Origin of the sequence: Isoalcanivorax indicus, assembly GCF_003259185.1 — a bacterium.
In the GTDB taxonomy this organism is placed as follows: Bacteria; Pseudomonadota; Gammaproteobacteria; order Pseudomonadales; family Alcanivoracaceae; genus Isoalcanivorax; species Isoalcanivorax indicus.
This window is the reverse complement of the sequence record NZ_QGMP01000001.1, coordinates 1,592,600-1,617,269: the sequence shown is the minus strand read 5'-3', so window position 1 is coordinate 1,617,269 and position 24,670 is coordinate 1,592,600. Positions and strand designations below refer to the sequence as shown.

General features: G+C 62.8%; 23 protein-coding genes and 4 tRNA genes. 22 read left to right on the top strand and 5 right to left on the bottom strand.

Features of this window, described 5'->3' with window-relative positions:
- Positions 1–5 precede the first annotated feature (5 nt).
- From lolA to cysG, 4 genes are all read left to right on the top strand, one after another.
- Positions 6–638, top strand: coding sequence for an outer membrane lipoprotein periplasmic chaperone LolA (lolA, locus tag DKW65_RS07375; RefSeq protein WP_111656639.1), 633 nt, complete (start codon positions 6–8; stop codon positions 636–638).
- Entirely contained in the window at positions 635–1,993 is a 1,359-nt protein-coding gene (locus tag DKW65_RS07370) for a replication-associated recombination protein A (protein WP_111656638.1), read from the top strand. Before lolA ends, DKW65_RS07370 begins: the two co-directional genes overlap by 4 nt.
- Positions 1,994–2,061: 68 nt before the next feature.
- Entirely contained in the window at positions 2,062–3,351 is a 1,290-nt protein-coding gene (serS, locus tag DKW65_RS07365; protein WP_111656637.1) for a serine--tRNA ligase, read from the top strand.
- Positions 3,351–4,748, top strand: a complete 1,398-nt coding sequence (cysG, locus tag DKW65_RS07360) for a siroheme synthase CysG (RefSeq protein ID WP_111656636.1) — start codon at positions 3,351–3,353, stop codon at positions 4,746–4,748. Before serS ends, cysG begins: the two co-directional genes overlap by 1 nt.
- 189 nt (positions 4,749–4,937) lie before the next feature.
- Here cysG and DKW65_RS07355 read toward each other — a convergent pair whose 3' ends face one another.
- Genes DKW65_RS07355 through DKW65_RS07340 form a run of 4 tightly spaced genes read right to left on the bottom strand, consistent with a single transcriptional unit; the run spans position 4,938 to position 6,622 of the window.
- The gene (locus DKW65_RS07355; protein WP_111656635.1) at positions 4,938–5,234 is read right to left on the bottom strand and encodes a hypothetical protein; all 297 of its coding nucleotides are present in this window, start codon (positions 5,232–5,234) and stop codon (positions 4,938–4,940) included.
- The gene (locus DKW65_RS07350; RefSeq protein WP_111656634.1) at positions 5,234–5,554 is read right to left on the bottom strand and encodes a DsrE family protein; all 321 of its coding nucleotides are present in this window, start codon (positions 5,552–5,554) and stop codon (positions 5,234–5,236) included. The genes DKW65_RS07355 and DKW65_RS07350 overlap by 1 nt, the downstream gene beginning before the upstream one ends.
- Before the next feature lies 1 nt (position 5,555).
- Positions 5,556–5,945: a sulfurtransferase complex subunit TusD gene (gene tusD / locus DKW65_RS07345; RefSeq protein ID WP_111656633.1), complete on the bottom strand. Its 390-nt coding sequence runs from the start codon at positions 5,943–5,945 to the stop codon at positions 5,556–5,558.
- A complete protein-coding gene (locus DKW65_RS07340) occupies positions 5,945–6,622 on the bottom strand; it encodes a Bax inhibitor-1 family protein (protein ID WP_111656632.1) in 678 nt (225 codons plus the stop codon). Before DKW65_RS07340 ends, tusD begins: the two co-directional genes overlap by 1 nt.
- Before the next feature lie 223 nt (positions 6,623–6,845).
- Between DKW65_RS07340 and DKW65_RS07335 the strand changes: the two genes are divergently transcribed.
- Together DKW65_RS07335 and dacB are read left to right on the top strand one after the other, a co-directional pair.
- Positions 6,846–6,935 (top strand) — tRNA-Ser (locus DKW65_RS07335).
- 98 nt (positions 6,936–7,033) lie between these two features.
- Positions 7,034–8,425, top strand: coding sequence for a D-alanyl-D-alanine carboxypeptidase/D-alanyl-D-alanine endopeptidase (gene dacB / locus DKW65_RS07330; RefSeq protein WP_111656631.1), 1,392 nt, complete (start codon positions 7,034–7,036; stop codon positions 8,423–8,425).
- A gap of 14 nt (positions 8,426–8,439) precedes the next feature.
- Here dacB and DKW65_RS07325 read toward each other — a convergent pair whose 3' ends face one another.
- A complete protein-coding gene (locus DKW65_RS07325; RefSeq protein ID WP_111656630.1) occupies positions 8,440–9,147 on the bottom strand; it encodes an FMN-dependent NADH-azoreductase in 708 nt (235 codons plus the stop codon).
- 139 nt (positions 9,148–9,286) lie between these two features.
- On the opposite strand from DKW65_RS07325, the gene DKW65_RS07320 reads away from it, so the two are divergent.
- From DKW65_RS07320 to gspF, 16 genes are all read left to right on the top strand, one after another.
- Positions 9,287–10,222 (top strand): LysR substrate-binding domain-containing protein, encoded by a 936-nt coding sequence (locus DKW65_RS07320; RefSeq protein WP_111656629.1) that lies wholly within the window; start codon positions 9,287–9,289, stop codon positions 10,220–10,222.
- Entirely contained in the window at positions 10,222–10,650 is a 429-nt protein-coding gene (locus tag DKW65_RS07315; RefSeq protein WP_111657568.1) for a fluoride efflux transporter FluC, read from the top strand. Before DKW65_RS07320 ends, DKW65_RS07315 begins: the two co-directional genes overlap by 1 nt.
- Positions 10,647–11,048: a fluoride efflux transporter FluC gene (locus tag DKW65_RS07310; RefSeq protein ID WP_111656628.1), complete on the top strand. Its 402-nt coding sequence runs from the start codon at positions 10,647–10,649 to the stop codon at positions 11,046–11,048. Before DKW65_RS07315 ends, DKW65_RS07310 begins: the two co-directional genes overlap by 4 nt.
- 86 nt (positions 11,049–11,134) lie before the next feature.
- The gene (uvrY, locus tag DKW65_RS07305) at positions 11,135–11,779 is read left to right on the top strand and encodes a UvrY/SirA/GacA family response regulator transcription factor (RefSeq protein WP_111656627.1); all 645 of its coding nucleotides are present in this window, start codon (positions 11,135–11,137) and stop codon (positions 11,777–11,779) included.
- Positions 11,780–11,787: 8 nt separating this feature from the next.
- Entirely contained in the window at positions 11,788–13,626 is a 1,839-nt protein-coding gene (gene uvrC, locus DKW65_RS07300; RefSeq protein WP_111656626.1) for an excinuclease ABC subunit UvrC, read from the top strand.
- Positions 13,627–13,709: 83 nt separating this feature from the next.
- Positions 13,710–14,327, top strand: coding sequence for a CDP-diacylglycerol--glycerol-3-phosphate 3-phosphatidyltransferase (gene pgsA, locus DKW65_RS07295; RefSeq protein ID WP_111656625.1), 618 nt, complete (start codon positions 13,710–13,712; stop codon positions 14,325–14,327).
- A 116-nt stretch (positions 14,328–14,443) separates the two neighbouring features.
- Positions 14,444–14,519, top strand: a tRNA-Gly gene (locus tag DKW65_RS07290).
- 39 nt (positions 14,520–14,558) lie between these two features.
- A tRNA-Cys gene (locus tag DKW65_RS07285) sits at positions 14,559–14,632 on the top strand.
- 52 nt (positions 14,633–14,684) lie between these two features.
- A tRNA-Leu gene (locus tag DKW65_RS07280) sits at positions 14,685–14,771 on the top strand.
- A 243-nt stretch (positions 14,772–15,014) separates the two neighbouring features.
- The gene (locus tag DKW65_RS07275) at positions 15,015–18,716 is read left to right on the top strand and encodes a response regulator (RefSeq protein ID WP_111656624.1); all 3,702 of its coding nucleotides are present in this window, start codon (positions 15,015–15,017) and stop codon (positions 18,714–18,716) included.
- Positions 18,717–18,731: 15 nt separating this feature from the next.
- The gene (locus DKW65_RS07270; RefSeq protein ID WP_111656623.1) at positions 18,732–19,613 is read left to right on the top strand and encodes a CheR family methyltransferase; all 882 of its coding nucleotides are present in this window, start codon (positions 18,732–18,734) and stop codon (positions 19,611–19,613) included.
- Complete coding sequence (locus DKW65_RS07265) at positions 19,610–20,074, top strand: response regulator (protein ID WP_111656622.1); 465 nt, start codon at positions 19,610–19,612, stop codon at positions 20,072–20,074. Before DKW65_RS07270 ends, DKW65_RS07265 begins: the two co-directional genes overlap by 4 nt.
- Before the next feature lie 25 nt (positions 20,075–20,099).
- Complete coding sequence (locus tag DKW65_RS07260; protein WP_245932425.1) at positions 20,100–20,681, top strand: chemotaxis protein CheB; 582 nt, start codon at positions 20,100–20,102, stop codon at positions 20,679–20,681.
- Positions 20,678–21,835, top strand: a complete 1,158-nt coding sequence (locus DKW65_RS07255) for a response regulator (protein ID WP_111656621.1) — start codon at positions 20,678–20,680, stop codon at positions 21,833–21,835. Before DKW65_RS07260 ends, DKW65_RS07255 begins: the two co-directional genes overlap by 4 nt.
- 44 nt (positions 21,836–21,879) lie before the next feature.
- Positions 21,880–23,385 carry a type II secretion system ATPase GspE gene (gspE, locus tag DKW65_RS07250; RefSeq protein WP_162925841.1) on the top strand — a complete coding sequence of 502 codons (1,506 nt, stop codon included), beginning with the start codon at positions 21,880–21,882 and terminating at the stop codon, positions 23,383–23,385.
- A 17-nt stretch (positions 23,386–23,402) separates the two neighbouring features.
- Complete coding sequence (gene gspF / locus DKW65_RS07245) at positions 23,403–24,626, top strand: type II secretion system inner membrane protein GspF (RefSeq protein WP_111656619.1); 1,224 nt, start codon at positions 23,403–23,405, stop codon at positions 24,624–24,626.
- Positions 24,627–24,670: the final 44 nt, after the last annotated feature.

The following is a 24,670-nucleotide window of genomic DNA, read 5'->3' as shown; positions in this document are numbered from 1 at the left end:
CTTTGATGAAAAACGTGATACGTAATGGCCTGCTTGGTGCAGGCCTGCTGACTCTGCTGGTACCGGCTGCCCTGGCGGACGCCACCGAGGATCTGGTCAAGAAACTCTCGGGGGTGCGCAGCATGAGCAGCAGTTTCAACCAGATTGTGCTCGACCGTGGGGGCTCCCGCCTGCAGGAGGCCAGCGGCACCATGCTGGTGGCGCGTCCGCGTCAGTTTCACTGGCACGCCGAGTCGCCCTACGAGCAGGTGGTCGTGTCCAACGGTGATGTCGTCTGGATCCATGATGTGGACCTGGAGCAGGTCATCGAGCGTGCGCTGGGAGATGAAGTCGGCAACACCCCGGCGCTGCTGTTCAGTGGCAACCCTGACGAAGTGGCCGCCGAGTTCGAGATTACCGAAGCCGACCGGCATCGCGGCGAAGTGACCTATCGCCTGATTCCGCGCGACAAGGAGTTGCTGTTCAGCTTGCTGGAAGTGACCTTCGCCGGGGAGACGCCGCGCAGCATGCGTCTTGAGGATGCGCTGGGGCAGCAGACTACCATCGACTTTCGCAATGTGCGCCTGAATCAGGACATCGACCCGGCCCGCTTCCGCTTCGAGATACCTGACGGCGCCGACGTCATCAGCGAGCTATGAGCGACCTGTTCGGCGATCAGGACGCGCCTGCGCCGACGACCGGCGGCGAGGACAGACGGCATCAACCCCTGGCGGCTCGCTTGCGGGCGGCCTCGCTGGACGACTATGTCGGGCAGGCGCACCTGGTCGGCGAGGGCAAACCCCTGCGCCGCGCCCTGGAGCAGGGGCAGCTGCACTCGATGATCCTCTGGGGCCCGCCGGGCACTGGCAAGACAACACTGGCGTTACTGCTGGCCGGGCACGTCAGCGCCACCTTCGTGACCCTGTCCGCCGTGCTTGCCGGGGTCAAGGATATTCGCGCCGAGGTCGAGAAAGCCCGCGCCCGCCTCAGTCACGGCCAGCGCACGGTGCTGTTTGTGGATGAGGTGCACCGTTTCAACAAGTCGCAGCAAGACGCCTTCCTGCCCCATGTGGAAGACGGCACCGTGATCTTTATCGGCGCCACCACCGAAAACCCCTCGTTCGAACTCAATAACGCGCTCCTGTCCCGCGCCCGGGTCTACCGCCTGCAATCCCTGCAACGGGAGGATCTGGACCGGCTGCTGACGCGGGCGCTGGCCCACGATAGCCTGGCGGACATCGACCTGGGTGACGACAGCCGCATCCTGCTGCTGGACCAGGTGGACGGTGATGCCCGACGCCTGCTCAACCTGCTTGAGGTGGCCGCCGACCTGGCGCGCGGCGACGCGGGGGGCGCGGAGAAGGCCGTTATTACCCCGGACCTGCTGCGCGAGTTGTTTCGCGACAGCCTGCGTCGCTTCGACAAGGGCGGCGATATCTTCTATGACCAGATCAGCGCCCTGCACAAGTCTGTGCGCGGTTCCGACCCGGATGCCACCCTGTACTGGTTCGCCCGCATGCTCGATGGCGGGGCCGATCCGCTGTATATCGCCCGCCGGGTGGTGCGCATGGCCAGCGAGGACATTGGCAATGCTGACCCGCGAGCCCTGCGTCTGGCCCTGGACGCCTGGGATGTGCAGGAGCGCCTCGGCTCCCCCGAAGGCGAGTTGGCCATCGCCCAGGCGCTGGTCTACCTCGCGGTGGCGGCCAAGAGCAATGCGGTCTACAACGCCTGGAATCAGGCGCGCCGCTTCGTGGCCGAGCATCCCACCGATGAGGTGCCACTGCATCTGCGCAATGCACCGACCACACTGATGAAGGAAGAGGGGCATGGCGCCGACTACCGCTACGCCCATGATTTTCCCGACGCCTATGTGCCCGGGGAGAACTATTTTCCCACCAGCATTCCTTCCACGCGTTTCTACAGCCCGGTGCCCCGGGGCATGGAAATCCGCATCGCCGAAAAGCTGGCCGCCCTGCGCCAGAAAGACGACGACAGCGACTGGCATCGCTAACTGGCATCCACCGGGGATGTCCCCGATAATGTCCTCCCTGAATTCACCCGCTCTGGAATGACAAGGCAATGCTGGACATCCGTGACCTGCGCAAGGCAGGAGAAGAGATCGCCGCCGCGTTGGCAAAACGTGGCTATACCCTCGACATGGCACACTTCGATGCGCTGGACGCCGAGCGCAAGGATGCTGACATGCGCTCCCAGGCGTTGCAGGCCGACCGCAAACGTGCGGCCAAAGAGGTGGGCAGCCTGATCCAGTCCGGCATGAATGTGGATGACGCCAAGGCCAAAGTGGCGGACGCGTTGAAAGCCATCGATGCAGAACTCGACAGTGAAGTGGGCCGTGCCCAGCGCATTGGCGAGCAGCTGCGCGACTGGCTGATGACGATTCCGAATGTGCCGCATGCCGATGTGCCTCCGGGCAAGGATGAGGCCGACAATGTCGAGGTGCGACGCTGGGGAACGCCTCGGGAGTTCGATTTCGCGCCGCAGGATCATGTGGACGTGACGGAAAAACTGAGCCGTGGGCGTCTCGATTTCGAGCGCGCCGCCAAGCTCTCCGGTGCCCGCTTTGCCGTGATGACCGGCAGTCTCGCACGCCTGCATCGCGCGCTGATCGACTTCATGCTCGATACGCATACGCGTGAGCACGGATATACGGAAGCGTACGTGCCCTATCTGGTGGGGCCGGAGGCGCTGCGTGGCACCGGGCAGCTGCCGAAATTCGAGGAAGACCTGTTCCGCATTGCCGGAGAGCGTACGCTGTATCTGATACCGACAGCAGAGGTACCGGTCACCAATCTGTTTGCGGACGAGATTCTGGAGGCCGACATGGTGCCCCAGCAGTTGGTCTGTCACACGCCCTGTTTCCGTAGCGAGGCGGGCAGCCACGGGCGCGACACGCGCGGCATGATTCGTCAGCATCAGTTCGAGAAGGTGGAACTGGTGCAGCTGGTGCGTCCGGAGGAATCCGACGCCACCCTGGAAGCGCTGACCGGGCATGCGGAAGCGATTCTGCAAGCGCTGGGGCTGCCGTATCGCGTGGTCACCCTGTGCGGCGGTGATCTCGGTTTTTCGGCCAGCAAGACCTACGACATCGAGGTATGGCTGCCGAGCCAGGACACCTATCGCGAAATTTCCTCCTGCTCGAACTTCCGTGATTTCCAGGCGCGCCGCATGCAGGCGCGCTGGCGCAATCCCGAGACGGGCAAGCCGGAACTGCTGCATACCCTGAATGGCTCCGGCCTGGCGGTGGGGCGCACGCTGGTGGCGATCCTCGAGAATTACCAGAACGCTGACGGCAGCGTGACGGTGCCGGAAGCCCTGCGGCCTTACATGGGCGGTGCGGAGACACTCTGATGGACTATCTGCCGGTTTCCTGGCGCATCACAGGGCAGACGGTGCTGCTGGTGGGGGGCGGTGAAATCGCCCTGCGCAAGGCGCGTCTGCTGGATCGCGCGGGAGCCCGGTTGCGTCTGGTGGCGCCGGAGGTGGAGCCCGATCTGGCGGCACTGGTGGAACAGGGGGGCGGCGAGATACGGCACCGGGTCTTTGCTGCGGATCAGCTGGACGGCGTTTTGCTGGCCCTGGCGGCGACCGATGACGAGGCGGTCAATCGTGCTGTCTCCGAGGCGGCCCAGGCGCGGGGCATCCCGGTGAATGTGGTCGACAATCCGCCCTTGTGCACCTTTATTTTTCCCGCGATCGTTGACCGCGATCCGCTGATCATCAGTATCAGCTCCGGGGGGGCTTCGCCGGTGGCGGCGCGCTGGGTGCGCAGTCGTATCGAGAGCCTGATTCCGGCCCGTTGGGGGCGTCTGGCGGCGCTGATGGGCAGTCGCCGCAAGCGGTTGGCGGAGAAGCTGCCGTCGGTGTCTGCGCGTCGTCTGTTCTGGGAAAAGGTCATTGATGGCGCCGTGGCGGAGCAGACGCTGGCGGGCCAGGAGGATGCGGCCGCTGCCGAACTGGATGCGGCCATCGAGGCGGCGGACGCCGACAAACTGATGCGCGGGGAAGTGTATCTGGTGGGCGCCGGGCCAGGTGATGCGGATCTGCTGACGTTCCGGGCGTTGCGTCTGTTGCAGAAGGCGGACGTGGTGGTCTACGACCGGCTGGTGTCGCCGGGAGTGCTGGAGCTGGCGCGCCGCGATGCTGAACTGGTCTATGTGGGCAAGAAGCGTGCGGAGCATGTATTGCCGCAGGACGACATCAATCGGCTGCTGGTGGACTATGCGCGGCAGGGCAAGAAGGTCTGTCGGCTGAAGGGCGGCGACCCGTTTATCTTCGGGCGCGGTGGTGAAGAGCTGGAGCAGGTGGTCGAGGCGGGCATCGATTTCCAGGTGGTGCCGGGGGTGACGGCGGCGGCGGGGTGTGCGGCGTATGCGGGCATTCCGTTGACACATCGGGATCATGCGCAGTCGGTGCGCTTTATCACAGGGCATCGCAAGGAAAACGGTGAGTTAAATCTGCCGTGGTCGGATTTTCTGACGCCTTCGGAGACGCTGGTGTTCTACATGGGGCTGGTGAGTCTGCCGGCCATCAGTGCCGGCCTGATCATGGCAGGACGCAGTCCTGATACGCCAGCGGCGTTGATTTCCCGGGGAACGCTGAGTGGTCAGCGGGTGATCAAAGGCACCTTGGGCACTCTGCCCGACACGGTGGCGGAAGCTTCGCCTGAGGCGCCGAGCTTGCTCATCATTGGTGATGTGGTGGGGCTTTATCCGCGTTATCGCTGGTTTGAGGATGGTGAAGGTTAGTTTTCGGGTTGTGGTGGTTGTGGCCCTCGGGGGGCGGGTAAGGGTTTTCTGGACACGCCGTGAACCCGTCCATGGGAGCTCTCGTTCGGCATCCATGCCTCTCGAATGTCCAGAAAACCCTTACCCGCCCCCCGAGGGCCGTCACGCGCAGCCCGCTTGAAAACTTCCAGCCAACCGACCCCCGCAAATTCAGTACCAGCTAAGGCAGGGCGTATGCGCTTCCGTCAGCCCCACAATTCCACTCCAATCAACCACCACCACATCTCCCACCTGCATTCCTCCGGATGGCGCCACAGAACTTTCCACATGCCACACCACTTCCGCAGCACCCTGCAATAACGCCAGAGCAGCCCTGCTTCCGGGCGTGCCATCGAGAAACACCCCACCTTGCTCGATAAAGACCACGTGATCGCCATCGGCAAGTGCAGCGGCCAGTGCGTCACAGCGGGCGGTATTCCAGGGTGGGAAGGCAACGAGATGCAGCATTACCACCCCCAGACCTGGCTGGCGCCGTGGAGCAGGGTGCGGACGGCGTCGGGGTCGAGGGGGCTGACGTGGGCGGGGCAGGGGGTGTCGCTGAGCCAGGTGGTCAGGGCGTGTTGTTCGGCGGCGCAGTGGATGCCGAAGTCGACAAGGCTGGACAAGGGATGGTCGTCGTTGTCGTGGCCGCGCAGTTGCAGCACGCCGGGGCCGCAGAAGAGGACGGTCAGGGGTTGGCCAAAGGCGGCCAGGGTCAGGGCCATGTCGGCGAGGTCGCGGGCGGCGGTGTCCTGTTGCGGTGCGGTGCGGGCAATCAGTACCAGCATGTCAGGCTCCGAAACTCAGCACGCGATCGCTTTCGGCGACCGCTTCGGCCCAGAGGCCGAGCCCGCCGAGGGTAAAGCCGGGGGCGAGGTTATCGGCGTCGCGGTGGTGGCGGCGACTTTCGTCGGCGTCCAGGATGCCGCGCCGCAGGGCGGCGCCGATGCAGACGACGGCATCAAGCTGGTGTTGGGCAACAAGCGCACGCCACTCGGCGCAGAGGTCCTGTTCGCCATCGCTGACGACGGGCAGGCGGCTGGCAAGCAGAACGCCCTGGCGATAAAAGAAAACCCGGAAGAGTGGGTGGCCACGTTGCAGCAGGGCCTCGGCCATGTGCAGGGCCGTGGCCGCCGCCGGGCTGTCAGGCCCGGCGGTGACCAGAAGGCTGTAGCGCATCAGTCATCGCCGCCCAGGGCGGTGAGCAGGTGCAGCAGTGACAGGAAGAGGTTGTAGAGTGAGACAAACAGGGTGACGGTGGCGCGGATGTAGTTGGTTTCGCCGCCGTGGATGATGGCGCTGGTCTGCCAGAGAATGACCATGGAAGAGAGCAGGGCAAACATGGCGGAGGCGGCCAGGCGCAGGCCGGGCATGTCCACAAACAGGGTGACGATGGCGCAGACGAAGGCGACCAGCAGGCCGACCATGAGGAAGCTGCCCATGAAGCTGAAATCTTTCTTCGTCACCAGGGCGATACCGGACATGCCGACGAAGACGAGGGCGGTCACGCTCAGGGCGGTATTCACGACTTCCATGCCACCCGCCAGGCCGGCATAGGCGGCGATCAGCGGGCCGGTGGTGAAACCGAGCCAGCCAGTGATGCCGAACACGGAAAGGATGCCCCAGGCGCTGTTCTGCAACTTGGCGTTGAGGAACAGCAGGGCGAAATAGACGCCGAGGGTAATCAGGGGATTAATGAAGCCGACATTGGCGGCCATAGCGTACCAGCTGGCGGCAGCCGCCACGGCCAGTGACATGGCCAGCAGGCCATAGGTGTTACGCAGGACGCGCGCGGCCTGTTCACCGGCTACCGCCGGGCTGGCGGCGCGATCAGTGTAACGGTACTCGTTATCCATAATCCGTTATCCCCAAGAGTGATTTTTTCGGGTGGTGAGTACCCGGATGATAGAAGGGGGGCCGGGAAAATCAAGGACAGGGCCGCTGTTCATCCGGGCGGCGTGGTCGATCGCCGAATTATTGGTCAATCGGCTGTCTCAGCCGGGTCGCGCATCGCGCCAGTGTTGACTATGCCGTCCGCGCCGCTATCATGCCAGCCTTCCGCGCCAGAAAAGCGGAATCGGAGAGGTGGCAGAGCGGTTGAATGCAACGGTCTTGAAAACCGTCGAGGATTAACGTCCTCCGTGGGTTCGAATCCCACCCTCTCCGCCACAATACCCAAAAGGCCCCAGTCGGGGCCTTTTTTGTTGGGTGAACTCCTGTGGCATCACCAGGGTCAACCTCACCATTCGCGCTATCTGGAATCTGTCATGACACGTCTGGCTTCGCTGGCACTGCTCCTTTGCATACTGGGGCTGACGGCTTGCACCCGCCACAGTGCACTGGCGGTGTTCGACGAGGTGCCCATGGCCTATGCGGCGGTGCCGCTGGATGGTCCGGGGCGGCCGATGTATCAGCATGCGGATCGGCCGGTGAATCCTGCGTCGGTGATGAAGCTGGTGACGACGCAGGCGGCGCTGGAGCTGTTGGGGCCGGCGTTTCGCTGGCAGACGTGGTTGTACACCGATGGTGTGCAGGACGGTGAGGTGCTGCGGGGTAATCTTTATCTGGTGTCCGGAGGTGATCCGGCGCTGACGCGTGAGCGGCTGTGGAGCCTGCTGGCACGGTTGCAGGCCCGGGGGATCCGGCGTATCGAGGGTGATCTGGTGCTGGATGGCAGCTACTTCCGGTTGCCGGAGACGCCGCCGGTTTTCGATGACGATGGCCAGAATCCTTATGCGCCCTATCTGACCAAGCCTGATCCGCTGCTGGCCGGGTTCCGGCTGGTGCAGATCAGTGCCGAGGCCGGATACAACGGGGTTCAGGTGGCCATGGAGCCGGCGTTGCCGTCGCTGGTGCTGGACAACCGTCTGCGGCCTGGTGCGGCGGGGCAGCCCTGTCCGCGGCGCGGTGCCCTGATCGGTGTGCCGGAACAGGGCGATGACGGCATCTGGCGGGTGCCGTTGCGCGGTGAGTTACCGCCGGGTTGCGGTGTGCGGCGCTATCACGCGCCCGGCGCCACGGAAACCTATACGGCGGATCTGGTGCGGGCGCTGTGGACGGCACAAGGGGGCACGCTGGAGGGTGAGACGCGCAGTGGCGTGCTGGCGGCGGGAAGCACCTTGCTTGCGGCCACCAGTTCACCGGATCTGGCCACATTGATCCGCGATATCAACAAACACAGCAATAACGTCATGACGCGGCAGCTGTTCCTGACGCTGGGGGCCCAGTATCGGCGTGCCGATGACAGCGACGACCTGGCTGCCGCCCGCCGGGTGGTGGGGCGCTGGCTGGCCGCGCAGGGGATTGCCGAGGGGGTGGTGCTGGACAACGGCTCTGGCCTGTCGCGGCACGAGCGAATGAGCCCGCGTCAGTTGACCACCTTGCTGGCGTACGCCCATGACAGTGACTGGGCGCCTGAATTCATCAGCAGCCTTCCGATCATGGGCGTGGATGGCACCATGCGTCTGCGCGGACAGAACCTGGCCGGGCAGGGCCGTATCAAGACGGGCAGCCTGCGGGATGTCCGCGCAATTGCCGGTTACGTGCGTGATGAGGCCGGTACCACCTGGGCGGTGGCGGCGATTATCAACGATGAACAGGCGGGCGCCTGGCAGCCACAGCTTGATGCCTGGCTGCACGCTGTAGCGCGCCCGCGCTGACCGGCAGACACAGCTCAGCCGGTTTGTGCCATCGCCTGTTGCCCCAATGGCCGTGCAGCCAACTGGTCTGCCAGGTTCAGGGTTTGTGCCATCGCCATGCGCACCGACGCATCCAGTAACTCGCCGCCGTCTTCCTGATGTTCGATGGCCACCGTATGGATATCGGTGATGCCGATAAAGTGGAAGGCGGTGCGCACCGAGGCTTCGAGGTGGTTCATGTGCGCGAAGGGGCCGCCCGGGTCCAGCCCGTGCCCGCCACGTGCAGACAGCAGTACCACGCTGCGGGGCTTGTCCACCAGCAAGGGTACATAGCGCTCCAGAGGCGGGTTTTCCGGGCGGAAATCGCAGGTGCGTCCCAGCCGCACGATGCTGTCGATCCAGGCCTTGAAGGCTGATGGCATGCTGAAGTTGTACAGGGGCACGCCGAGTACCAGCAGATCCGCCGCCACCAGTTCCTCCACCAACGCATTGCTGTCGGCGATGGCGGCCTCCATGGCGGGGGTGCGCGCTGCGGCGGGGGTGAACTCGGCTTCGACCCAGGCGGCATCGACCGGGGCAGGGGGCTGCAACCCGACATCGCGGTAGCGCACCGTATCGTCGGGTCGTTGTGCGCGCCAGCGCTGTATGAATTCATGGGTCAGGCGGCGGGTGTGGGAACCGTGGGGATCGATGCCGGCAAGTCCGGGGCGAGCGCTGGCGTCGATATGCAGGATTTCGGTCATGGAGTATTCTCCTGTCAGTGAATTGATTTCATCTGTCGTTTGACAGGGGTTGGCCTGTCAGAAGAACATAAGACCGCGATCGCAGGGTGCCGACAAACGATGGTTTTTTGCAGCAATGACAAAAAATAATTCACCTGATATGCCGCGCCGTCTGCCGTCGCTGGTGGCGCTGCGTGCCTTTGAAGCGGCAGGCCGTCACCTGAGCGCCAAGCGCGCCGCCGCCGAGCTGTCGGTCACGGCCACGGCCATCAGCCATCAGATCCGGCAACTGGAAGAGACGCTGGGTGTGCCGCTGTTCGTGCGTCGCCCCCGGCAACTGCTGCTGACGCCGGAAGGGCGCGCCCTGCAAGGTGTGCTGGGCGGCGCCTTCGATGACATCGCCGCAGCGGTCGCCCGTCTGCGTGCGCCCCCGTCGCGACACACCGTGATTCTGTCCGCCACCCCGGCGGTGGCGATGCGCTGGTTATTGCCCTGGGTGTGCATTCTGCGGGAGCAGGCGCCAACGCTGGACCTGCACGTGCACGCCACACACGAGGCGGTGGCGCTGGATGGGGTGGCGGCCGACCTGGCGATTCGGCACGGAGACGGGCAGTGGCCCGGGCTGGCGGCGGAGAAGCTGTTCGATGATGAACTGATGCCGGTATGCAGCCCCTCGTTGAATCTGAAGACGCCAGAGGACCTGAAGCGGGTGCCGCTGATTCACTTTGCGCCGCAGAATGTGCGCGTGCCGCCGCCGGGCTGGAGCGACTGGCAACGCCAGGCGCTGGCCGAGGGGGCACCGATCAGCGCGCTGGATACCCGCGCCGGGCTGGTGTTCTCGGATGAGACCCATGCCATTTCCGCTGCGCTGGGCGGCCAGGGCGTGGCGTTGGCCGGGCAAGCGCTGATCACGGATGAGTTGTCCACCGGTCGCCTGGTGCAACCCTTCGGCCCCGCGCTCCTGGCCGGGGCGTTCTATCTGGTATATCCGAAAGCGCGCAGTGATGACCCGTCGATCCGTGCGGTGTGCGACTGGGTGCGCTGGTTGCGGGCGCGCTACGAGCAGGGGGAATTGCTGCAATGCATGCCGGCCTGATGACAGAACTGCCGTGGCCCGGGCTGCTGGGCCTGGTTGCCCTGGGTGGTGGTGCCGGGGCGCTCGTCCGTCTGGCGCTGGTCGAAGGTGCTGCACGGCGGCTGGGTGCGACCTGGCCGTGGGGCACCTGGTTGGCGAATATCGGCGGCGCCTTGCTGGCCGGGATGCTGTGGGCCGTGCTCCATGCCGACGGTGCCGGTAATGCCCATGAGGGAGGCGGTGGCTGGCTCTGGTGGTTGCTGATCGCGGGCCTGCTGGGCAGCCTGACCACCGTGTCGTCGTTCAGCCTGCAAACGCTCCTGCTGGCGCACAAGCGTGGCCTCGGTGCGGCGGCGGTGAACCTGCTGGTGTCGGTCTGCGGCTGCCTGTTTGCGGTCATCCTGGGTGGGTGGCTGATGCGTACTCTGTTGCTGGGGTGGCCCGCATGACCCCGCGTATTCTGGCGTTGGTGTTTCTGGGCGGGGCTCTCGGTGCCATGGCGCGGGTCGGGCTGGCGCTGTGGCTGCTTGCCGTGCTGCCCGGTGTCTGGCCCTGGGGCACGCTTGTGGCCAATGTGGCGGGGTCACTGCTGATCGGTGTATTTGCCGGTCTTCGCAAGGGGGGGGTGCGACGGGGCGGCGTTGAGCTCGATCATTTTGTCATGACCGGGCTGCTCGGGGGATTTACCACCTTTTCGCTGTTCAGCCTGGAAGCACTGACCCTGTGGCAGGCGGCGCTGCCCGCGCTGGCGTTGGCCTATGTCACGATATCGCTGCTACTCTGGCTGCCTGCGGTGGCGCTGGGGTATGCTGTGGGGCAACGCCTCGGTCGGGGAGGCGCGCTGTGATGCAGACTCGTCACCCCGGTTGTCGGGGCGATCAGGCTGTGTGGTCAGGGAATGACATGACTGACAAACAAGGGAGAAGAAACGTAATGATCAAGGTAATGGTCGTTGACGACCACGATCTGGTGCGTACCGGCATCAGCCGCATGCTCGCGGACATCGAGGGTATTCGCGTTGTCGCCCAGGCAGACAGCGGTGAGGAAGCCGTACGTCTGGCGAAGGAAAAAGAGCCGGACGTGGTGCTGATGGATGTGAAAATGCCGGGTATGGGCGGGATGGAGGCCACCCGCAAGATGGTGCGCGCCAATGACGCCATCCGGGTCATCGCGGTCACCGTGTGCGAGGAAGAGCCGTTTCCGTCACGCCTGCTGCGTGCCGGGGCCGTCGGCTATATCACCAAGGGCGCCGATGTCGAGGAAATGGTGCGGGCCATCCGGGTCGTGCATGTCGGCCAGCGCTACATCAGCCCGCATATTGCCCAGGCCATGGCGCTCAAGCCCTATCGGCCCGAAGCGACGCCGTTCGAGCTGCTGTCCGAGCGTGAATTGCAGATCATGATCATGATCGTCAACTGTCACAAGGTGCAGGACATCTCTGATAAACTGTGCCTGTCCCCGAAGACGGTAAACACCTACCGTTACCGCATCTTCGACAAGTTAGGCATCGCCAGCGACGTGGAAATGACCCTGGTAGCATTGCGCCACGGTATGCTGGAGACCGAACTCGCGAGCTAGAGACCACAGTGTCCAGTGAAACCCCGGGACGCGGCTTTGATGCCGCGTCTTTTTTACGTCATTGCAGCCGCAAGCCGGGCGTCTATCGCATGCTCGATGCAGACGGTCGCGTGTTGTATATCGGCAAGGCGCGTGATCTGCGGGCCCGTCTGGGCAGTTACTTCCAGAAAAATGTCGAGGCGATCAAGACGCGCGCCCTGGTGGCCCGGGTCGCTGGCGTGCAGACCACGGTCACCCATGACGAGACAGAGGCCCTGCTGCTGGAGCAGGCCCTGATCAAGCAACACCGCCCGCCGTACAACATCCTGCTGCGTGACGACAAATCCTATCCCTATATCCGCATCAGCGTGGAGCAGACGTTCCCGCGCATCGGCTTTCATCGTGGCCAGCGCCGTGGCCAGAGCCGCTATTTCGGACCCTATCCCAGTGCGGCCAGCGTGCGCGAAGGGCTGAGCACGGTGGAAAAGGTCTTCCAGCTGCGCAATTGCCGGGACAGCTACTTCAACAACCGCACCCGGCCCTGCCTGCAGTATCAGATACGGCGTTGCACGGCGCCCTGTGTCGGGCTGGTGAGTGAGGAGGAGTATCGTCATCAGGTGGCGCTGGCCATCGACTTCCTGGATGGCCGCGATGATCAGGTCAGCGCGGCACTGGAGGCGCGCATGCAGCAGGCCGCCGAGGCACTGGACTTCGAGAAGGCAGCCGAAATCCGCGATCAGATCGCCGCCATACGCCTGGTGCAGCAGAAGCAGTACGTGGACACACAGCGCGGTGATGTGGATGTGCTGGCGGTGGTGGCGCGGCACGGGATGGCGGTGGTCGAACTGCTGGTGGTGCGTCAGGGCAGGGTGCTGGGGCATCACAGCTATTATCCGAGAGTTCGCTCGGAGGATACCGAGGAGGATATTCTGGAGGCCTTTCTCGGGCAGTATTACCTGGGCGACAACGGCGATCAGGCGTTGCCGGCCGAGGTCATTCTGGACCGCCGTGTCGATGGCGTGGAGGCACTCGGTGAGGCCCTGCGTGCTGCGCGGCAGCGCCGGGTCCGCTTTGCCCATGTGGTACGCGGTGAGCGGCAGGGCTGGTTGCGTCTGGCGCGCGACAACGCCGAGCAGACACTGATCGGTGCACTGGCCAACCGGGACAACATCAGCCAGCGCTACAGTGCCCTGGCGTCATTGCTCCGGGTGCCGACCCCGCCAGGGCGAATTGAATGCTTCGACATCAGCCATACGTCCGGCGAGCAGGCCGTGGCTTCCTGCGTGGTGTTCGGTCCGGAAGGGGCTATCAAGGGTGACTACCGGCGTTTCAATGTCAATCCGGTGCAGGGGGGTGATGATTACGCGGCCCTGGCCGAGGCGGTCACGCGGCGCTACCAGCGGGTCACGAAAGAGGGCAAGCCCCTGCCGGACCTGTTGCTCATCGATGGCGGCAAGGGGCAGGTGCGCAGCGTTCACGATGCGCTGGCCGCCATCGGTCTGGCCACATTGCCGATGCTGGGGATCAGCAAGGGGCCGTCGCGCAAGGCCGGGCTGGAGCTGCTGCACCGACCGGATGGCACGGTGATCACGCCTGCAGCGGATGATCCTGGCCTGCATCTGCTGCAGCAGGTGCGCGATGAAGCCCATCGTTTTGCCATCACCGGCCACCGGGCGCGACGCGGCAAGACGCGCAGTGGCTCGGCCCTGGAGGGCATTCCCGGTATCGGGCCGCGGCGCCGGCAGCAGCTGCTGCATCACTTCGGTGGCCTGCAGCAGTTGCGCAATGCTTCGGTGGAATCGCTCGCCCAGGCGCCCGGAATCAGTCATGCGATGGCCGAAACCGTGTACGCCTGGTTACATGATTAATCCCTGATGGGCGTGACGGCGGCTGCATGGTCTGTGACGATGAGGCTATAATTACGAGCTTGCCTCAAGGAGTTGTTGTACGCATGCCAGATAATCCAAACCCGGCACCGCCCAACCTGAATCTGCCGAACCTTATTACCCTGGCGCGGTTGGCCCTGATTCCGGTGTTCATGCTGGCATTCTATCTGCCGGGCCAGTGGAGTGCCTGGCTCACCGCGGGCATCTTCGTGACGGCGGGGCTGACGGATATGCTTGACGGTTATCTGGCTCGCCGGATGCAGCTCACCAGCCGTTTCGGTGCGTTTCTGGACCCGGTGGCCGACAAGCTGATGGTGGCGGCGGCACTGGTCCTGCTGGTGCAGAATCACGCCACCGCGTGGATAGCCGTCCCAGCCATCGTCATTATCTCGCGCGAGATCGCGGTGTCCGCCCTGCGGGAGTGGATGGCGGAAATCGGCGCCCGGGCACGGGTCGCGGTCAGCAGCGTCGGCAAGGTGAAGACGGTGGTGCAGATTGTGGCGATTACGGCCTTGCTGCTGCAGACGCCGGGCAAGACCAAGGCGGGGGAACTGCTCATGACGCCGTTCCTCTGGTTCTCCTACACGCTGTTGTACGTGGCCATGTTCCTGACGCTCTGGTCCATGATGAGCTATCTGCGTGCGGCCTGGCCGCAGCTGTGGCCGCGCAAGGGTGGCGCCTGAACGGCGCGGATGCCGAACGCTGGGCAAACATTGTGCAGTCAGTACGCCAGAGTGTAATGTTGGCTTGACACGCCGGGGGCCTCCGGTAGAATCCACGGCGCTGCAACAGTCAGCATGCGGGAATAGCTCAGTTGGTAGAGCACAACCTTGCCAAGGTTGGGGTCGCGAGTTCGAGTCTCGTTTCCCGCTCCAGATTTGCCAACCTCGGGACCTCCGGGGTTTTTTGTTTCAGGCGCGGTGGCAGAGTGGTTATGCAGCGGACTGCAACTCCGTATACGCCGGTTCGATTCCGACCCGCGCCTCCATCTTTACAGGTCTGACCCGATTGCAGGGTCGGCCCTGAGCCCCTCTCACCCGGCCCGGGTGGCGAAATTGGTAGACGCATGGGACTTAAAATCCCTTGTCCTTCGGGACGTGCCGGTTCAAGTCCGGCCCCGGGCACCAGTTCCTGCGGCCCCCGTTTTCCCTCTCTGTCTTGCCCCATGCTGGCACACTGATATCACCAACGGTAATAAAATCCATACAAATCAGCCGCCTAAGTGGGTCTGCTGAGGTATTTTATTGTCTCTGATCCGGATATTCTGCTAGCCTACGAACTTCGTCTGACCCGGCTGCAGAGCCAGGCAGCAGCTACCTACAACAATGTTTGCCGCATTGCGGCACAGGCTTGCAGTCAAGGGGACCCTGATGAGCTGGTTCAAGCAACTGTCCATCCGGCTGAAGATCGTGTCGGTCGCGGCTATGGGCATCCTCGCCTTCATGGCGTACTTCCTTTACGGCTATTACATGGCGGAAGACAGCATCCGCCAGATTACCGCCATCGAGCAGCAGGACTTCCATGTCCTGGAGATGGTCAACGAAAACAATATCCGCTACGCGCAGATGCGCGAGGCCGCCATCCAGGCCATGAACCAGGGCAGCCCGGAGCTCTATGCCCGTGCGCGTCGCTTGTCCGACGAGTTCATGCAGGGGCTGGAGGATATCCGCATTGATGCGCCGGAGCTGGCTGAAGAAATTGGACAGTTGCTGGAGGTTCTGGACACCTACCTCGGCATGGGTGACGACCTGACACGGGCCATGGTGGCCGGGGAAGTCACCGAGGAAGAGGCGCAGGCCGTCACCATCCAGATCCGTGCCTTGCAGGCCCAGTACGAAGAGATGCAGCGGGCGTTCGAGCAGCGCCGTTACGAGGGTTTCCGCCACAAGCTTAACGAAGCGCGCGAAGACAGTCGCGCCACCCAGCGCTTCGGCCTGGTGGTCAGCATTCTGGCGCTGGTCCTGTTGAGCCTGGTCGCCTGGGCCATTACGCGGGGCATCAGTCGCCGCCTTCAGTATGCGGTGAACGTTGCGCGGACCATTGCCGAAGGCGACTGGGATGCGGAAATCGCAGTGGAGAGCCGCGACGAGACAGGTCGACTGCTCTACGCCATCCGCAAGATGCGCGACACCCTCAAGTTCCGCCGCGACGAAGACCAGCGTGAAGAACGTCTGAAGACCCAGCTTGCCGAACTCAATGACCGTATGCGCGGCGACATGACGCTGCAGCAGCTGGGCAGCAACATGCTCAACTACCTGGTGCCGACCCTGGATGCCCAGATCGGGGCCTTCTATGTTTATGATCAGGCCACCGAAAAATTGCGCCTGAGCAGTTCCTATGCCTTGCAGCGACGCAAGAACATCGCTAACGAGTTTGCGCTGGGTGAAGCGCTGGTGGGGCAATCCGCCCTCGAACAAAAGCAGATCCTGCTGCAGCGGGTGCCCGATGATTACCTGAGCATCACATCGGCCACTGGGGAGGCCACGCCACGCAACGTGATTGTCACGCCCATCGCGCTGGAAGATGAGCTCAAGGGCGTGCTCGAGATTGCTGCATTCCGCGAGTTCACGGAAGACGACCTGGCCTTCCTGGAGCAGGGCGTTCGTCATCTTGCCATTTCCGTGCACACGGCGCAGAGCCGCGTGCGGCTGGCCCATATGCTGGAACAGACCCGTCAGCAGGCGGAAGAGCTCGAGGCCCAGAAGCAGGCACTGAGCAAGGTCAACGAAGATCTGGAAGAGCAGGCCATGGAGTTGTCGGCCTCTGAATCACGCTTGCAGCAGCAGCAGGAAGAGCTGAAAGCCATCAATGAAGAACTGGAGGCACAAACGCAGGCGCTGCGCGCTTCGGAAGAAAGCCTGCAGGCCCAGCAGGAAGAGCTGCGCGTCACCAACGAAGAACTGGAGGCCCAGGCCAGGCTGATGTCCGAGCAGAAGGCTGAGGTCACCAAGAAGAACCAGGAACTGGAAATCCTGCATCAGGAGCTGGAAGAAAAGGTACGCGAGCTGGAAATGTCCTCGCGCTACAAGTCCGAGTTCCTGTCGACCATGTCCCACGAGCTGCGCACCCCGCTCAACAGCATCCTGATCCTGTCCAACGCGCTGGCTGAAAACAAGCGCGGTAATCTGGATGAAAAGCAGCGCGAACACGCGTCGGTTATCCATTCTGCCGGTACGGACCTGCTGTCCCTGATCAATGACATTCTCGATATCTCCAAGATCGAGGAAGGCAAGATGGATATCATCATTGACGATATCCACATGAACGAGCTGGCCGAGCATTTCCGCCGCAACTTTACCCATGTGGCTGAAGACCGTGGGCTGAAATTCGAGGTGGCGCTGGGCGACACCTTGCCGGAGCGCATGTTCACGGACCGCCAGCGGCTTGAGCAGGTGCTCAAGAACATGCTGTCCAATGCCATGAAATTCACCGATCAGGGCAGCGTGACCCTGCGCATGGACCTGCCGGGCGAAGATGACAAACTGCCCGGGCGGCATCTGGTGCCGGGCCAGACCGTACGTTTCTCGGTCATCGACACGGGCATCGGCATTGCCACCGACAAGCAGCGGCTGATATTCGAAGCGTTCCAGCAGGCTGACGGCACCACCAGCCGCAAGTACGGCGGCACCGGGCTGGGTCTGACGATTTCCCGCGAGCTGGCACGCTTGCTGGGTGGGGAAATCGACATCTACAGCGAAGGCGAGGGCATGGGCTGCACCTTCATGCTCTACCTGCCGCTGGGCAGCGTGGATACCGTCGATCCGTCGTTCCACGATGACAGCACCAGCGCCGCCATGCTGCACGTCAACGGCGGGGCGGGCACCCTCGGCGGCGTACTGCAGGCCGCCGGTGAGGCAAGCCAGGCGGGCAGCGCCGACGATGAAGGCTTCACCGTGCGTGAGAAAAGCGTACTGATCATCGAGGACGATGGCGATTTCGCCAAGGTACTGGTGGATCTGGCCGCCGACTACGGTCTGGAAGGGCATGTCTGTCACGATGGCGAGTCGGGCCTGGAGTACGCGCGGCATTACCGTCCCAGCGCCATCATTCTGGATATCGGTCTGCCGGGCATGGATGGCTGGGAAGTCATGGAACGCCTCAAGGCAGACGCGCGCACCAAGGATATTCCGGTGCATTTCCTGTCCGGCAAGGACGAGCGCAAGAAGGCGCTGGATCTCGGCGCGATCGATTTCCTCACCAAACCGGTGAACAAGGACCAGATTCTCGGTGCCTTCGCCAAGATCGAGACAGCAATCTCGAAGAATGTGCGCCGCTTGCTGGTGGTGGAGGACAGCGAGATCCAGCACGAAGGAATCCGGGAGCTGTTCGACCAGAAAGGGGTCGAAATCACCGCGGTCGTGAATGGTGCCGAGGCGCTGGAGGCGCTGCGCAATCAGGTGTTCGATTGCATGATTCTCGACCTGACGCTGCCGGACATGACCGGCTTCGAGTTGCTGGAGACGCTGCACGGCAGTGACGACTACGATACGGTGCCGGTGATCATCTACACCGGCAAGGACCTGACCCGGGAAGAAGAAGCGCAGTTGCGCAAGTATGCAGACCGGATCATCCTGAAGACCGAGCGCTCATCCGAACGGTTGCTCAATGAGGCCTCCCTGTTCCTGCACTGGCTGGAATCGACCTTGCCCTCGCATGCGCGCAATGCAGCACGTGCCGTGGAGCACCGGGATGATGTGTTCGAAGACAAGAAGCTGCTGCTGGTGGATGACGACATGCGCAATATCTATGCGTTGTCAGCCCAGCTCGAAGAGCTCGGTTTCGACATCACCATTGCCAATAATGGTCGCGAGGCACTGGAGGTGCTGGACAAGGACGCCGACATGGATATCGTCCTGATGGACATCATGATGCCGGAAATGGATGGCTACGAGGCCATGGGCCGGATTCGTGCCCAGGATCGCTTCCAGAAGTTGCCGATCCTGGCGCTGACCGCCAAGGCCATGAAGGACGATCGGGCCAAATGTATCGACGCCGGGGCGAACGACTACTGCTCCAAACCCATCGACATGGCGAAACTCACCTCGCTCATGCGTGTCTGGCTGCACAAGTAAGTGGAGCAGGATGAAATGAAAACGCCAGAACCGGCATCCGCGCCGATCAGCGACGAGCAGGTCAATCTCGAGGACATCGAGATTCGCCTGCTGCTGGAAGCGATATACCAGTTGTACGGGTATGACTTCCGCAGCTACAGCAAGGCCTCGCTGCGCCGCCGGGTACTGCATCGGCTCGGGATGTCGGGGCTGCCATCCATCATGGCGATGACGGACAAGGTACTGCGTGACCAGCAGTTTTTCGTCACGCTGCTGAACGACCTGACAGTCAACGTCACCGAGATGTTCCGTGACCCGGAGTTCTACCGGGCGTTTCGCGACGAGGTCATTCCGGTACTCAAGACCTTCCCGTTCATCAAGATATGGCACGCAGGGTGTGCAACCGGTGAGGAAATCTACTCCATGGCGATCATGCTGGAGGAAGAGGGCCTGTACGACCGTGCCATGCTGTATGCCACCGACATCGACAAGAATGTCCTGGCCGCGGCCAAGAAGGGCATCTACTCCTATGCGGCGGTAAAGCAGTACAGTGAGAACTACCGCCGGGCAGGTGGCAAGAGCTCACTGGCAGACTATTACACGGCCAAGTACGACGGTGTGATCATGGATCAGCGCCTCAAGCGCAATATCGTGTTTGCCGATCATGATCTGGCGACAGATCAGGTTTTCGGCGAAATGAACGTGATAGTGTGTCGAAATGTCCTGATCTACTTTGATCGCGAGCTTCAGCAGCGGGTTTTCCGTTTGTTCCGGGACAGCCTCGACATGGGCGGTTACCTGTGTCTGGGCACCAAGGAGAGTCTGCGCTTTTCCGCTTGCGAGGAGCACTTTGAACCGGTCGTGGCGGATATGCGGATCTTCCGCAAACGACAGTTGATGAAAAGAGACACACGATGATTCAGCAGAAGATACTGATGGTCGATGACCAGCCCGCCAATCTGGTGTCGCTGGATGCCATCCTGGAGGCGCCCAACCGTGAGTTGATCAAGGCCCACTCCGGGCCCGAGGCGCTGAAGGTCCTGCTCAAGGAGGATATCTCGCTGGTGCTGCTGGACGTGCAGATGCCGGGCATGGATGGTTTCGAGGTGGCGGAGCTGATGCGGCAACGCAAGGATACCCAGAACATCCCGATCATCTTTGTGACGGCCATCAGCAAGGAGCAGAAGTATGTCTTCAAGGGCTATCAGTCCGGCGCGGTGGACTATCTGTTCAAGCCGCTGGATCCGTTGATCCTGCAGAGCAAGGTGAACTTCTTCCTGCAACTGGACGAGCAGCGTCGGGAATTGCAGGCAAAACTCAAGGAAGCGCAGGCCTATCGGGCGGCGTACGAGGCAGAAAAACAGCGCGGCGGCAAGTGAGCAGGACCGCTGATGGCGAGGTGTGATGCAGCAACGGATTCAGGCAGTGGTGATGGGCGCCTCCTGGGGTGGACTGGACGCCTACACGCGCATTCTGGGCAAACTGCCCGCGAACCTGCCGGTGCCGGTACTGCTGGTGCAACATCAGCATCCCTCCGGGGGTGACAAGCTGCCCTGGATACTGGATACCCGCACTGCCTTGCGGGTCGTGGCGCCAACGGACAAGACGCCCCTGGAACCGGGGAGTGTCTATGTGGCACCGCCGGGTTATCACATGCTCGTGGATGTGGACCACACGGTATGTTTTTCACTGGCGGCGCCAGTAAACTACTCGCGGCCATCGATTGATGAGCTGTTTTTTTCCGCCGGTCACGTCTTTGGCAGCAATGTACTTGGCATTATCCTCACTGGCGCCAATGATGACGGGGCAGCCGGTATAACGTATATAAAACAACGAGGGGGAATCACCATGGCGCAGTCCCCGGTAACCGCCGAAGCGCGGGTCATGCCCGAGGCCGCTATTGCCACAGGGTGTGTGGACGAAATCCATGATCTGGATGACATGGGTGACATGATTTCAGCGCTTGTTTTCGGGTTGCAGGCATGATCAGGCAAAATATTCTCGTCGTTGACGATCACAGGGAAAATCTCATTGCGCTGGAAGCCATCCTTGAGGCGCCAAATCGCAATCTGGTGATGGCCACTTCCGGCAATGAAGCGTTGCAGCTGGCGCTCAAGCAGGACTTCTCACTGGTGCTGCTGGACGTGCAGATGCCCGAGATGGATGGCTTCGAAGTCGCTGAACTCATGCGGCAAAATCGCCGCACGCGCAGTATCCCGATCATTTTCGTCACGGCCATCAGCAAGGAACAGAGCTACGTTTTCAAGGGCTACCAGGCGGGCGCTGTCGACTACCTGTTCAAGCCCATTGACCAGCAGATACTGGAAGCCAAGGTCAATGTCTTCCTCGACCTGGATATGCAGAAACGCAAACTGCAGCAGGCCGTCGTACAGATGAAACGACTCAAGGACGAGAACGAGCGCCTGTTGCAGGCACTCGGTGAAGGGGTGCTCGGCACCGACGAACAGGGCAGGGTGACCTTCTGTAATGATGCGGCCTGCACACTGCTGGGCTGTGATCGCGACGACCTGGTGGGCAATGCCCTGGAACAGGTGCTGTTCAGCGACGCCGATGGGCAGACGCCGTGGCAATGGGACAGCTCCGATCTGCTGCGCCACTGCCAGGAGGGCGCGACCTGGCGCAATGACGCACCCCTGTACGCCCGGGCCAGAGGTGATCAGACCCGCTGTATCGAGATCAGCGCCAGCCCGATCAATCAGCAGGGGGACGCCTTCAATGGCTGTGTGGTGCTGTTCAGGGAGCTGACCGGCGAGGATTTGTCGTCCCCCGAGCGCCAGGCGCGCGATGCAAGGCGTTATCCGCGCAAGAAAGTCTTCCGCGAGATGGTATTGTTCGATCGCACAACTGGTGGCAATGTAGGGCGGCTGCTGAACGTCAGCATCGACGGCTTCAAGCTGTCCACCCGCAAGGCCATCGAAGAAGGGCAGCGGATGGCGTTGTCGGTGGTGCTGCCGGAGCAGATCAACGGATTGAACACCATGAGCTTTGATGCCCGCGCCGTCTGGTGCAGCCCGGCAGGTGCCGGGCAGGACAGTGGGGAGTTTCACGCCGGATTCCAGTTTCTCGACATGAACGAGACCGGCCGCTGCATTGTCGAAGCGCTCATGGAGAAGTATTAACAGAAGCACCGATACCAGAGCCCGAGACCATGGCCGACGCAGAGATGGAAACAGACCTGGAGGAGGACCTCACCCCGGCAGTCGCTGCCCGTGATGTCCTGCCATACAGCTATGCCCGCCGGCACAAGGTGATGCTGCGTACGGCGGCCGGGCAGCGCGAGCTGTGCTGTGTGCCCCCGGTGGACATCCAGATTCTGGCCGAGGTACGTCGCTGGCTCGGGGAATTGCCGCGTGTGGTGACCCTGGACGAGGGCGGCTTTGCCGGTGCCATGGCCATCACCTACGAGCAGCAGCGGGGGGCCGCCGCCGAGGCGGCCGACAATCTGGATGGCATCGACCTGGCCAGCCTGGCGGAAGCCCTGCCGGAGACCTCCGATCTGCTGGAGCAGGAGGATGACGCTCCGATCATCCGGCTGATCAACGCCCTGTTGCAGGAGGCCATCCGCGAGAATGCCTCCGATATCCATATCGAGACCTTTGAACGGCGCCTGCTGGTGCGCATGCGCGTGGACGGCGTGCTGCGCGAGGTGCTGGCGCCACGCCGGGAGCTGGCCCCGTTGCTGGTTTCCCGCATCAAGGTCATGGCGCGCATGGACATTGCCGAGAAGCGTATTCCGCAGGATGGTCGTATTTCCCTGCGCATTGGTGGTCGTGACGTGGACGTGCGGGTGTCCACCATGCCGTCCACCAACGGCGAGCGGGTGGTGCTGCGTCTGCTGGACAAGCAGGCCGGGCGTTTGCAACTCGGTCATCTGGGGATGGGCGATGTCTGCTACCAGGAAATGATGCAGCAGATCCACAAGCCCCACGGCATCATTCTGGTGACCGGCCCCACCGGTTCCGGGAAAACGACCACCCTCTATGCCAGTCTGACCGAGCTGAATGACAGTTCGCGCAACATCCTCACCGTGGAAGACCCGGTGGAATACCAGCTGGAAGGCATCGGCCAGACCCAGGTCAGCAACAAGGTCGACATGACCTTTGCCCGGGGGCTGCGTGCGATCCTCCGTCAGGACCCGGATGTGGTGATGATCGGGGAGATTCGTGATCTGGAAACCGCAGAAATCGCGGTCCAGGCCTCGCTCACCGGCCACCTGGTGCTGTCGACATTGCACACCAATACGGCCGTTGGCGCGGTCACCCGGCTGCAGGACATGGGGATCGAGCCTTTCCTGCTCTCATCGAGCCTGCTGGGCGTGATGGCCCAGCGCCTGGTACGGGTGCTGTGCAGTGACTGCAAGACGCCCTATGAGGCCTCCGCCAGCGAGCGCAAGCTGATGGGGCTGGGCGAGGACCAGCAGGTCACCCTGTACCACCCGAAGGGCTGTGACCACTGTAACCAGCAGGGTTATCGGGGCCGCACCGGGATTTATGAACTGGTGGTGGTGGATGATCAGATGCGTGAGCTGATCCACGACCGGGCCAGCGAACAGCATCTGGAGCGGCATGCCCGGACACGTACGCCCGGCATCCGCACCGACGGCTGGCGCAAGGTGCTGGCCGGCGACACCACTATCGAGGAAGTGTTGCGGGTGACCCGTGAAGGCTGAGAAGGGAAGCACACGCCATGCCCGCATTTGAATTCCGCTCCCTGGATGCCCGTGGCAAGGTCCGCAAAGGCATGCAGGAGGGCGACAGCGCGCGCCAGGTGCGCCAGGCCCTGCGTGACAAGGGCTGGGTGCCTCTTGAAGTGCGCGAGGCGCGCGATCGCAAGGGCGGGGCCACACTCTTTTCCAGCCTGTCCCGTGCCGGGCGGCTGAATACAGCAGAACAGGCGCTCATTACCCGCCAGCTGGCGACCCTGATCCGCTCCGGACTGCCGATCGAGCAGGCGCTGTCTGCGGTTGCGCGCCAGGCCGGGCGACCGCACATCGAACGCATCGTTCTGGCAGTCAGGGCCAAAGTGACCGAGGGCTACAGCCTGGCCCGAAGCATGGCCGAGTTCCCGCGGGCCTTCCCGGAGATGTACCGGGCCACGGTGGCCGCCGGTGAGCAGAGCGGGCATCTGGAGCAGGTGCTGGAGCAACTGGCCGAATACCTGGAAAACCGTCACGACACCGGCCGTTCGGTCATGCAATCGATGATCTACCCGGCCTTCATCCTGGTGTTCTCCATTGTCATTATCACCCTGATGATGACCTACGTGGTGCCGCGCATGGTGGAGGTGTTTGCCCGCAACGAAGAGGGCCTGCCTGCGCTGACCCGGGTCATGATCGTCATCAGCGATTTCTTCCGCGACTGGCTGTGGCTGGCCGTGCTCCTGATCATCGGTGGGGTGGTGGCCTTTGTGCAGGCCCTCAAGTCACCGTCGTTCAGAATGCGGGTGCATCAACGCCTGGCGCGGATGCCGCTGATCGGCAAGCTGATCTGTACCGCAGACAGCTCGCGTCTGGCCAGCACGCTGGGTATCCTGTCGCGCAGCGGCGTGCCACTGGTGGAAGCGCTGGCCATTTCCAGTCAGGTGGTAGGCAACCTGGCGGTCCGCGAGGCGGTCAAGCAGGCAGCCAGCAAGGTGCGTGAAGGCGGCAATCTGAGCCGGGCACTGGACGCCAGCGGTTACTTCCCGCCCATGCTGGTGCAGATGATCGCCAGCGGGGAAGCCAGTGGTGAACTGGACCGGATGCTGAGCCGGGCTGCGGAATATCAGGAACGGGAACTCGCCGGGGTGGTCAGTACTGTAGTCGGCCTGCTGGGGCCGGCCATGCTGCTGACCATGGCCTCGCTGGTCTTTCTGATCGTGCTGGCCATGATGCAGCCGATCATGCAGATGAACGCTTTGTTCGCCATGTAGCACGGGGATAACAAGACATTGATCGTATTAGCGGAGTTACAGCA